The following is an 11,435-nucleotide window of genomic DNA, read 5'->3' as shown; positions in this document are numbered from 1 at the left end:
CACATGGAGTGGGTTTGTTTATGTCGCTTTCGTGATAGATGTTTTTTCACGATACATTGTAGGTTGGCGTGTATCAACGACAATGCACACAGAGCTTATTCTTGATGCGTTAGAGCAAGCTATTTGGCATCGTGGCAACCCCGAAGGGTTAATTCACCACAGCGACAGAGGCAGCCAATATTTGTCTATACGATACACTGAGCGACTTGCTGAAGCTGGAATTCAAGCGTCTGTAGGCAGTGTGGGTGACTCTTATGACAATGCATTGGCTGAAACAATAAATGGATTATTTAAAACAGAGATTATTCGCAGAAATGGCCCGTGGAAGAATGTTGATGCTGTTGAATACGCAACGTTAGAGTGGGTCAATTGGTTTAATAATCAACGCTTATTATCTTCAATTGGGTATATTTCACCAGCTCAATATGAAACAGACTACTATGATAATTTAAACGAGTCAGGTAAAGTGGCCTGACTTAAACAAACTGGTCTCCGATGAACTCGGGGCGATTCATTTGTATACATTCGACAGCGTGCCTATTATCTCATTTTGTCATACACAGTTTTCATCTAAAATAACCTGTTGCGCCTTTAAAAATAGGCGTATACGCTTTGTTTACACCCGTATACATCAGAGGTATTTTAGAATGGCTATTCTAAGCATCCGAATTGACGATAAATTAAAAGAGTCTTTAAGTAGTGAGGCGCAAAAGGAAGGTATTTCTTTATCTGAATATGTGAAGAAATCACTGGAAATTAAGAGCGTTGATACTCATATACTAGCAACAGAGAAAAACTTAAAAAGCTCTGTTGATAGTATTAAAGATTTAGCGCTCGTCTCTCAGGAGACTGTACACGAAGTTGAACTAAATATTCAGCGGCTAAATGAATCGCTTAAAAATGCAAATCACTTAAAAGAAATCAAAAAATTGAAATGGATATTGATTTCTATATCCCTCATCTTTGTATCAATCTCGATCCCAATATTTCACTTTAATATTGCTTATTTCAAAACCTTCTTTTATTAGGCTTTATCCTGAATAATTTAAGGCCTATGAGCCAAGCCTATTAGTAAATATTCCAGTTACCGGAAAGCCTTTGCCGTCCAACACCTCTGTATTAAGCTTTTCACTTTACGATGAATTACCTTCAACAACTTAATTTAAATAAACTTTTTAAAGGCGTTTTCAAAAGACTATAAGTGTATAATTATGGCGCAGGTTTTGCAGTTAATATCACTCATACGATCATACTAAGGAAAAGAACCTATGCGAGTTGATGCAAACGTACATTATTTTAATGGGAACCAGCGTACCAAGCCTTCAACAGAGGCCTCAACGTCATTTTCGGCTGCATTAACAGCAGCACAAACAGACAATGATAAGACTGACAGCAGCACAAAACAGGCGGATTTCACTAGTATGACCCGGCAAGAAATGCGGGACTGGGCCAACACTCAAATCCGCAATGGAGAAATGTCTCTCGATGACGGCAGGCCTTTCATGGCTATGACTATGAAAATACCCGTAAATGGAGGCGAACTGGCAGGTGCACACAGTGATGAAACACGATATAACTTCATTCAAAAAACGCGTGATGGCATCCAAGGCGCACTGTCACGCAATGACGAGACTACTTTGAAGATGTTAGAATCAGCTATGTCTATCATGCAAGACAAAAGTACTGGTGTTAACATTCGTATTTAGAAATATAAAAAGGCCAGAATGTCTGGCCTACATCATTAATAAATCAAAGAATACTGATCTGGACTGACATAGTATTCCATGGCGAATTAGTCGAAGTATTTTGGTATTTGAATAATCCGTTTTGATGACCATCGACATTGTATTCATTGAGGAAACCCACGACAGTTTGCCCAGCGGTACAAGGCCATGTGTAGTTACTACCAGTCACACAAACAGGCGTACTTGAGTACATTGTGGAACTCGGAAGTAACCCACCGTTCATCCAAGCAATATGATTATAACCATAACCAATTTCTAAAACAGCAGTACGCAGCTGCTCTCCCCCATGATCACATGCAGTTGTTGTCATACCAACAGTGGACTCCCACCCACAATCAGTTGAACCAACAGCATATACCCACATTGAAGATAGCGGCGGAGCTGATGCTCGAGCCATTAATTCAGACTCCATGCGGATGTTTTTGATTTCGGCAGGAGCTGGAGCATTCTGACTAGTGAGTACAGGAAGGGAGGTAATTACTTGTTGACTGCGCGGAACTTCCTCAGCATAACTCATATTACTTACACCAGTTGCTATGACTACAGATAGCAGGCCCGAATTAAATTTATTTTCATAGTCCTTGAATTTCCCTTTTAATATCAATTGAAAGGTATTTATAGTTCACGCCTTTAGCATTGTCAAAAAATGAAAACATAATGATAAATAATTAATTTTTATATTTGTTAACTGATAGCAGAAAATCAAACACAAGACCTTCATCCAACAACTGAGTTTCACCGGTGAAACTTTAATTTTAGCGGCTAAAATAATGGGGTATCACACTTTGACCTGCAATACCCCCTACCTAACAATTAACCTATTAAACTTATAACCAATTGGGCTACAGAAATTAGGGAAATTAAATTAATAGAAAACCTTCCTTCTACTTTCACTTTATAATGAATATCTATTTTCATTCGCGTGCTCATTAATATTGATAGTGCCCCAACCGCAGTGTAATCTTAAATTGCCGTAAAAGATTGGCGGTTAGAACGTGGCATCCATGCCATTTTACTATCGTTGATTTTCAACCAGGCCTCGTGCCTGGTTACCTTCATTTTTTATGTTTCTTTGATACTAACAAAATTTTTTAACTATCTGCGGCGCTGAAAAAATTAACCTGTCGCCTTAGTTCCGCTTAATCATAATTTAACGCATAGCACTTTTACGAATAAGCAAAAGGTGAGTATTTATTAAAATAATTGCCGGTGTATCTACCATTTCACATTAAAAACAGGTGCGGCGGCACTCTAGGTTACACTGTCGTATTAACCTAGAGGCCTTGCCATGTAAGCGCTAATAACGAATTGCACACGGGAAAGTTACACGCGTGATGTGAACGGTACTTTTGAACGGACTCGATAAAGTTATTGAATAAACAGGTCTGATAAACACAGCCGTACGTATTGCTATCTGTGCGTTGCTAATTTAGAAAAGTCCCTGACACGTTAATTAGATGGTACGCCCCACCCATTAGCTAAACTCATAGTGTTGGCTATTACAGGAGGAAACCATCATGTCAGTTGCAAAAGTCATAGGTATTGATTTAGGTAAATCAACCTTTCACCTAATTGGTCACGATTATTCTGGTCGTGAAATATTTCGTCATAAATACTCCAGAGCAAAGTTAGTCGATTTTCTATCTGTCCAAGAATCAACAGTTATTGCAATGGAAGCTTGCTGCGGTGCTCACTGGTTAGCAAGGAAATGCAAACAATTTGGACATGAGGTTAAGCTAATACCAGCTCAATATGTTAAACCTTATGTTAAGACCCATAAGAATGATTACATTGATGCAGATGCGATTGCAGAAGCTGCAACAAGGCCAAACATGAGGTTTGTTTCAGTCAAAACAGAAGAAGCTCAACTAGGTATAGTTATTAGACGTGTTCGTTCTGGCTATATTAAAGAAAGAACCGCCTGTATGAACCGAATTGGCTCGATACTACTGGAATTTGGACTTAGCTTTCCGAGAGGCCATCATCAAATGAAAAACTTGTTCCAATGGATAGCTGATCAAAATGAAGTGTTGCCACCGCTATTGATTGCAGAGCTAACAACTCAATATGAATATTACAATCAACTAAATGTGTGGATTAAAGCTCAAGAAGATAAGTTATTAGCGTTAAATAAAGAAAACGATATAGCTAAGTTATTACAAACAATTCCAGGTGTTGGACCTATGACTGCATCATGCTGTATATCAGCAGTTGGTAGTCCACAGGATTTTGATAATGGACGTAATTTTGCCGCTTGGCTGGGGTTAGTGCCATTTCAATATTCAACGGGAGGAAAGCCCAGAATGCTAGGTATTTCTAAGCGAGGGAATAAGGAGCTTAGAGAGTTATTTATTCACGCAGCTCGTGCCGTTATGTGGCGAGATAAAACAGCAGAAAAGTTCTTTGGAACATGGTTGATAGATTTAAAATGTCGAAAGCCGTTTAATGTGGCGCTTGTAGCTTTAGCAAATAAAATAGCAAGAATAGCTTGGTCTGTAATGACCACGAAGAAGCCTTTTGAAATTAGAGTTTAAGTCAGTTTGCATATGATAATTAATGATGACAAAACGGTTAGACCACCAGATTGAAGACCTTGTGGACAGTTCAGCAAGAAAAATGCTTTCTCGTTTTTGAGGACAATCTGGCGCAGATCTCATCGTAGAGCTGGGACTAATGTTAGTCTCTAATAGACTCTGAATACATTAGCGCAAACCATCTCCGTTATTTTTAGTTATTAACTTGCAAAACGGGGCGTACCATACATTCTGTCCAAAGACGAGTTTTATCTTTGGTCAAGATTGTGGCTGCTCAAACCATCTATTATGACTTTTAATACTCAAATACTCAAATACTCAGTTGTAGCTCGATTGAGATTTGGTAGTAGAAATTATTTTGAACCTTTATCAAATTTACCCGTTCGATTCTTACACAAATTTAATTAGAAGAGTGTCAGTAGAACCCTTCTTAATACCATTAGAATCAATACCTAAAGCCAAAGTCATCACCAGAAATAATGGGAGGTGTAGGTTTAATTATTAAAACAGTGAATACACAGATTAATTTATAAGGCTGAATTCTAATCTTGACAATTTTTGATACTATAATAACAAATTTAACTGATGATGTTATTTTTTTGTTACTATAATGGCAGTCTCATTCATCATCGGTGATGGCTTTTATATTGTCTCTTGATGAAGTAATCTTCAATACCACTTTATATATGTTACAATAGTAACAAATAATGTCATTGTACATGCTATAATTGATACTATAGTGACAGGTTTGGAGGTATTTATGTTATCCCTTTATACTGCTTATGATTTGCAGATGGATCTTAAAGAGTTTATCAAGTCAGCTCGAAAAAAAGACAAACTCAGTGTTCAGAAGTTAGCCGATCTCTCTGGCGTGCCTTATGCGACGATCCGAAAGTTTGAGTCATCCGGTAACATCTCATTACGTCAGTTTCTAATGCTTTATGAGACCGTCGGAGACTTGAAAAAAGTGAAAGAGCTAACAAAGTCGTGTGAACCTGAATTTAAATCAATAGAGGATGTGCTACGACATGCTTAAATCTGCCCTAACCGTAAAGCGTAAGCTTAGCACTGGTGAAAAGGTGCTTGTCGGCAAGCTTGTTGAAAATAGTCAACAAAGCTTCTTTCAATTTGACGAGACGTATTTAAACGCTCACTCTACTTCTTTGGCCCCGTTCAATTTAAAAGCAGACACAAGCCTACAAGTTGCGCCTAGAAAACCGCATTATGGCATCCATGGAGTTTTTGCAGACAGCCTCCCTGATGGTTGGGGTCTTTATCTCATGGATCGTGTATTTAGGCAGAACAATCAGAACCCAAAAACAGTTACCGCTTTAGAGCGTTTGGCCTACCTTGGTGAGAGATGTATGGGGGCGTTGAGCTATGAGCCTGAGTTCGATTTACTTGATGAGTCCAAGGGTTCAATTGATATTATTACCCTCGGTCGAGCTGCGATTGAAGAATTTGAAGGCACTGAGTCTGCTTTGCTTGAGCACTTGATGAAAACGGGGGGATCGGGTGGTGCTAGGCCAAAAATGAACGTTACGCGTTTATCGAATGGTCAATATTCAACATTAGACGACGTACAAGGAACAAAGCTTATAGTAAAGCTTACATCTGAAAAGTTTGACTTGAAGCACTCTGAATCAATAGTTGAATATTGCTACATGCAAATGGCTCGTAATGTTGGCATTGAGGTTCCTGAGTTTGATTTAATTGATGCGGGTAATGGGAGATATTGGCTAGAGCAGAAGAGATTTGATTGCACAGAACAAGGCGGTCGAATTCATATGATTTCTGCTTGTGGGTTATTAGATGCCCCATTTCGAGAACCATCTTTGGACTATGTGGATTTAGTAAAAGCTACGCGCATCATGTGCAGTGTTACAGAGTCACAGAAGCTTATTAAGCGTTGCATGTTTAATTATTTAACTGTTAACCAAGATGATCATAGTAAGAACTTCAGTTTTCTTGCTAGTGACTCCGATAACTGGACGCTATCACCTTTCTACGACATTGTTTACAGCCCTAATCCTTACAAAGAGCATATGACGGCTTTTGGTGGCAATGGCCAAACACCAAAGAATGTACTAAATCAGCTAGCTGCTCAGTCGGGGTTGTCTTCAAAAAAAGCGATTATGACTATGGCTGAAGAAATATTTGAAGCAACGCGTTCGTTTAGGCATGAGGCCAAGCATTTGGGTTTGTCATCTAATCTAATCAAAGAGATTGATAATGATATGATAGAAAAATTTAAGGCGCTTTAAGCACAGGATAATTAAAATTGTCATGCCTTATTTTGCAAATGTCAGATAAGTTGAGATGATCTATACTATTTTTAGCCCAAAATAGGAGCCGCCTGTTAAGGCCCATACCAAAAGTATGAAAGCTGACTTATCTGACTAATTTCGGTGCCAGCTTCATCATAATTTAGCTTGTTTTTATGTTGAATGGGACTAAACCAAAAGTTAACCGGTTTACCATTTTCCACTTTCTTAAAAGCTATTTGAATTTGTGTATTAGCATACAACTCTTCATGAGGATGATATAAATCACCGATAGACTCGTATCCTTCAGGTGTTGTAAACATTACCTTATAATAACCTGGTCTATAGCTATACTTTTCCTCAATCAATACTTTTACACTGTAAAAATTTGGTATTACAAAGGTTCTGCTATCCAAGCATGACACACTATTGTCTTTAACAATAAAATGTCTACCAGGGTGAGATTTAAGGTCTGTATTTGCTTCAAGCGTATCCGGGTAAGTAAATCCACTTTTATGGCCAAACATTCCTTTTAATGACTTCTGTCTATCTTTATAGCTAGAGTTAATCTCAGTACCATTTAGCATGATCACATCGTATAAGCAGACTGAGCCATCATCGAGGATATACGTTTCTAAAACGCCACTTTCAAAGCTTCCAATTGCAACTTTAGAGGCAAGCATTTCCTGAATGTTTTTGTCTAATGTGAAAGCATTACCTTTAATATCTACAGCTTGTATTGAATTAATCGATTCTTGGCCAAGTTTTATATAAGCCCGCTTACCTTGCTGTACAGGAATAACAACAGGGTCATTTATTTTGCTAAGCTGTTCTGCAAAAGGCACGTCAAAGTCACACTTATACATAGGAGGCTTAAAATTGCTAAATGGCAAACACGGAACTTTAGTCTTTAATTGCTCGATAGGTTTATATCTATCAATAACCCTAGTTCGAAGCATGTTAGAGTAGTTCATTCGAGCAATACCAAGGCAGTCGAATGGCAAGCGAGCCGTTTCTTTCATATAACTTATTTTTTGCTGGCCATAATACTCTCGAACTTCAAACTGTGTTTCGTCATCGCTTGCGTAAAATGCAATTTCACGCCAGTTCTCACGCTTTCCCGATTTATTTAAAATTTCTGACTCAACTTTAATCATTCAGATAACTCCAAAATCAAGGTTATAAAATTCGCACTGTTCTTCTGATGCTTCATTCATTTCGGTATCTTCATTACTCACTTGGCGGTTATGTTGGCCTAGTACGATAATATTTGCAGGTGGTTCAATGATGTCATCTAGTTTTTTTAATGCTTCTTCAAGTTCTCCACCTTCTGTTGAAACGTACTGTGAAGTAATTACGCAGCTAGCAAACTTATCGTTATTAGCCTCTTTGTAGTACTTAAAGAAATCAGAGTAATATGAAGTTAATCGGCTTTTTAAAACGGGTAAGATTGGATGGCTAATTACGCTATCCTGCATGTTCAGTGTTTTCAAGGCACGAAGAATTAATGCAAAACCAGCCCATTCAAGTGTATTGTTGAATACATCCATACCCCCAAATACTTTGTTTTGCCATGCATCAAAAGCAGAGTGCATTTCATACTCATCCATATACCAAACTTTGCTTGTACCATTTTCAAACTCTAATAATAAATAGCAACCAGAGTATGAAGCCTCCTGAGTGCTATCGCCTTTAACGTGAGATACTTTGTTTGAGCTAACATCAATTGCAAACTTATCGTTGTCATAAACCACTGCAAGTTCATAGCTTTTTACAATACCTTGAGTTTCAAGGTAGGCAATTACATTATCTGTATTTAGTGCAGGAAACAGACAATATGCAGTAGTGTAGGGATGTTTCCTAACTCTTATGTCTACTAGGTTAAGCAGCTCAGGGCTCAGAGAGCCGATCAACATATCCATTTCTTTAATTGTCGCAACAACGTCATCTAGGGCGCACTCTTTAATTAAAGCGGAATAATGAGAATGTGAAGCCAAGTTGAACAATGTTTCCCACTGTTTAATATTGTCTGAAGTAGATTTGATTAGCTTTTCAATTTGAACTGATAACATTAGTACGCCTCACGTGAATAAGCACTTTCGAATTGTTCTTCATAAGCTTGGTGATTGGAGCTGTGCTGACAATCTTGATCATCAAACAAAATTGGGTCATTCATAACACTATCTCTATAAATACAAGGGCAGAGAGTCTTCCAGTGACGTTTAATAAGGGTTTTCTCCCTCATTTGATCCACATGCACTGAAAGCCACGCTTCATTGCCCATCGCCTTACCTTGCTCTTCAATAGCTAAAATTTCTTCAGGAGGCATAACTGTAGTCTTAAAAGAACCATCAATTAGCTCAGTTTGACAATAGCCACCGGCTAATTGTCCACGCATTGCTTTAGATAGAACGGTTGTAGTGTGGGTAACTTTTGAATTTACACCGTTGTATTGGAAAGTGTCTTTTTCATAAAAAACATTCGCATTAATTTGTTTTACTTTTCCAGAACGGTAAGCAAGTTTAAGAATTCCCTTGTAGCCTAATCCTAATTGAGTCACATATTGGCCTGATGATTCACTATACTCAGTTTTTAAAAAGCAAAGCTGCTCAGTAGGGCAAAGTGAAAGGCCTATTTTTGCAGCTTTTAAAAATGAACTGATTACGGACTCAACTGGAGTGTACGGGAAGCTGTATTCTACGTTTAATCCAGACATAACGATTTGATAGACGTAGTTTAGCTCTGTATTAAAGTCAAGCTTATAACCATTTTCGGAAAGATAAGCATCAAACTGGCCTTTGCATGCTGTTAATTTTCCATACAATAAATTTTGATATTCTTGAAGTGATAAACTCATAACGCTCACCGTTGAACTTGGATATGTAATTAGAATATTTGATTTAAAAAATCGCGCTTATTACCAGTCAATAACAACGACCTCATCGTTTTTGGTGTATCCATACCAGTTTTCGCTATCTAAACATTCTTTAAGGGTTGCAATTGCTTTCTTCATGTCATTATGAGCAATCATCTGGCGGGTACGTTTCAACTCAAAAATCTCGCATATATCAGCCTCTAAATATTCAACACCGATAAAAGCAAACAATTTAACGGGAATACCTGCTAAATTCGCAACATACTTATAGAAACTCTCTTGAACGTCATATCGAAGGTCTCGGCATTGGAATCTAAACTTATTTGGATTGGCTGAACGAGTAGACTTAACATCACTGGCAATTGCATGCTTGTTAATGTAATCGAATTTTACTTTAAGCATTAATCCAGAGTCAGGATCTCGCGCTATTACAGTAAGTTCCGCAAAACCATTTGAAATTAATCGCTTAGCTCTAGCGTGAGATTTGAATGTATCCAAAATTCTATGGGCGTCATCCCAGACTAAACCATCTATTGGTGTCTTATGGGTTATGTGTGAAAGCGCTCCATCGTTGAAAGCAGCTAATAGGCTAGAACACTTATTATTTTCGACCATTTTTACAGCTTCGTTGTAGGCTTTGACTCCAGCGCCTTTTATTATGGATTTCGCAATCAAATCATCAAAAATTAGGGTGTTTGGTTTAGCATCTAACAAGCGCTTAACTAACTCTGATTTAGTGCCTGAGACCTTTTGACCTGCGGCTTTTAATGCGTCCTTTAGCTCAGCACTTGTGTGAAGCGCTGTAGGATACTCAATGGCAAGAGGTACACGGAAATAGCGATCATAAAAACCAATTGGCTCTAATATTAACTCGTGACCATAAGTGCCAGTATCAAGAGTGTTTCTTTGTGCAGCAGTTCGTTTTCTTTCCTCATTAGAAAAATATTGACGAAATACATGAGCTGGTGTGTTTTTCGCTAACTCTTTAATCAGAGATGAGCTATGAGCATCTAATTCGTGGTAAACAGAATTTGGCACACCGCTATAAATACCTTCAACAAGATCACCATTAGAGTCCAAAAAGTTTGGATTACCTAAATCATCGTATGCAGTCAGAATAGTGTTAAACCATTCAGTAGGTTTTTCTGTTTCTTGAACTTTTAGATTTGCTGATGCCATGTTCTTGCCTTGCTCTACTTATTTAAAGTAGTAACATCATGTCATAGAGATTTTTTCGTGCTGAACTGAAGAAGAAAACCTATCTTCAAAGTTAATGATGAGAATTGAGCGCGATCTTTAATTTTATATTTTCAGATAGTTAAGTCATTTAGAAAGTATATAGTTTGACTCTGAGGTGCTTGCATCACACTTTCACTCTAGCTATGCTGAATTTTCAATAAGTTATAGCGGTATAATATGTCTAGGAAGATTGGCCATACTGAGGTGCAGTATCGTAAGAGGATTAAAGAAGGGCGTGGTACAGGCGAGTATCAGAATTATAAGCCTTGGTTAACGGCTTATGATGCGCCATCCGATGGTCGTGTACATCGAGTCTTTGGTTATAAATCCAAACGAACACACCACTCATTATCCGATCTTGACCTATCCATGTTCTACTTGCTTGAGTGGCGGCAAGATGTGCTGCAAGTCAAAGAGCAGTTTCCGCTTGAACGCAATATAACAATAGAGCTTGCTGAATCTACTGGCATCAAATATCCAAGTGTTCGAGGTATTGACCAATACTTACCAAGTGACTTTCTTGTTGAAATAACCTCATAGATTAACCACTTTTTATTAACTATATTAGCAAGTTAGTGACATACCGCTAAAAAAGACCCCAGCGTTTAGCCTTGCCCTCACTGCTACTATATAATAACGCTCAAGTATTTTGCGCGAATTCAACCCCGAAGTGCACCACTCGCTAAATTAGGCCGCATTGCGTAATTCGTTAAACACAACGACAGGCTGTTTGTAACCTAGGCACTTTCTAGGTCTGGCGTTTAGCGCACGTTCTATA

Annotated in this window: 12 protein-coding genes; 7 read left to right on the top strand and 5 right to left on the bottom strand. The window is 38.1% G+C overall.

What is annotated here, in order from left to right; all coding sequences use genetic code 11:
* From L1266_RS21215 to L1266_RS21205, 3 genes are all read left to right on the top strand, one after another.
* Positions 1–475, top strand: a 475-nt coding sequence (locus L1266_RS21215) for an IS3 family transposase (RefSeq protein ID WP_235378306.1), incomplete at its 5' end; no start/stop codon positions are given.
* Between the two features lie 172 nt (positions 476–647).
* The gene (locus L1266_RS21210) at positions 648–1,028 is read left to right on the top strand and encodes a hypothetical protein (protein ID WP_024606317.1); all 381 of its coding nucleotides are present in this window, start codon (positions 648–650) and stop codon (positions 1,026–1,028) included.
* Between the two features lie 240 nt (positions 1,029–1,268).
* Positions 1,269–1,706 (top strand): hypothetical protein, encoded by a 438-nt coding sequence (locus L1266_RS21205; protein WP_013463093.1) that lies wholly within the window; start codon positions 1,269–1,271, stop codon positions 1,704–1,706.
* Positions 1,707–1,749: 43 nt separating this feature from the next.
* Here L1266_RS21205 and L1266_RS21200 read toward each other — a convergent pair whose 3' ends face one another.
* Positions 1,750–2,142: a YolA family protein gene (locus tag L1266_RS21200; RefSeq protein WP_199524511.1), complete on the bottom strand. Its 393-nt coding sequence runs from the start codon at positions 2,140–2,142 to the stop codon at positions 1,750–1,752.
* Positions 2,143–3,262: 1,120 nt separating this feature from the next.
* Between L1266_RS21200 and L1266_RS21195 the strand changes: the two genes are divergently transcribed.
* The 3 genes from L1266_RS21195 to L1266_RS21185 all read left to right on the top strand — a co-directional run bounded on the left by L1266_RS21195 (position 3,263) and on the right by L1266_RS21185 (position 6,543).
* Complete coding sequence (locus L1266_RS21195; RefSeq protein WP_063527454.1) at positions 3,263–4,279, top strand: IS110 family transposase; 1,017 nt, start codon at positions 3,263–3,265, stop codon at positions 4,277–4,279.
* Positions 4,280–5,039: 760 nt separating this feature from the next.
* Complete coding sequence (locus L1266_RS21190) at positions 5,040–5,315, top strand: helix-turn-helix domain-containing protein (RefSeq protein WP_036973834.1); 276 nt, start codon at positions 5,040–5,042, stop codon at positions 5,313–5,315.
* Positions 5,308–6,543 carry a type II toxin-antitoxin system HipA family toxin gene (locus tag L1266_RS21185; protein ID WP_063529795.1) on the top strand — a complete coding sequence of 412 codons (1,236 nt, stop codon included), beginning with the start codon at positions 5,308–5,310 and terminating at the stop codon, positions 6,541–6,543. Before L1266_RS21190 ends, L1266_RS21185 begins: the two co-directional genes overlap by 8 nt.
* Before the next feature lie 95 nt (positions 6,544–6,638).
* On the opposite strand, the gene L1266_RS21180 is transcribed toward L1266_RS21185, so the two are convergent.
* From L1266_RS21180 to L1266_RS21165, 4 genes are read right to left on the bottom strand one after another with little or no spacing between them, the layout of a single operon-like run.
* Positions 6,639–7,700 (bottom strand): hypothetical protein, encoded by a 1,062-nt coding sequence (locus tag L1266_RS21180; RefSeq protein ID WP_235378305.1) that lies wholly within the window; start codon positions 7,698–7,700, stop codon positions 6,639–6,641.
* The gene (locus L1266_RS21175) at positions 7,701–8,615 is read right to left on the bottom strand and encodes a hypothetical protein (protein ID WP_063529793.1); all 915 of its coding nucleotides are present in this window, start codon (positions 8,613–8,615) and stop codon (positions 7,701–7,703) included. It abuts the gene before it with no gap.
* Positions 8,615–9,400 carry a recombinase RecT gene (locus L1266_RS21170; protein ID WP_063529792.1) on the bottom strand — a complete coding sequence of 262 codons (786 nt, stop codon included), beginning with the start codon at positions 9,398–9,400 and terminating at the stop codon, positions 8,615–8,617. Before L1266_RS21170 ends, L1266_RS21175 begins: the two co-directional genes overlap by 1 nt.
* Before the next feature lie 60 nt (positions 9,401–9,460).
* Positions 9,461–10,597 (bottom strand): PD-(D/E)XK nuclease-like domain-containing protein, encoded by a 1,137-nt coding sequence (locus L1266_RS21165; RefSeq protein WP_235378304.1) that lies wholly within the window; start codon positions 10,595–10,597, stop codon positions 9,461–9,463.
* Between the two features lie 237 nt (positions 10,598–10,834).
* Here L1266_RS21165 and L1266_RS21160 point away from each other — a divergent pair, with 237 nt between their 5' ends.
* Complete coding sequence (locus tag L1266_RS21160) at positions 10,835–11,197, top strand: TnsA endonuclease N-terminal domain-containing protein (protein WP_235374313.1); 363 nt, start codon at positions 10,835–10,837, stop codon at positions 11,195–11,197.
* Positions 11,198–11,435: the final 238 nt, after the last annotated feature.

This window comes from Pseudoalteromonas sp. Cn5-37 (assembly GCF_021532495.1).
Lineage (GTDB): Bacteria > Pseudomonadota > Gammaproteobacteria > Enterobacterales > Alteromonadaceae > Pseudoalteromonas > Pseudoalteromonas simplex.
Note: the sequence above shows the minus strand (reverse complement) of the source record. Positions and strands in the feature narration are given on the sequence as shown.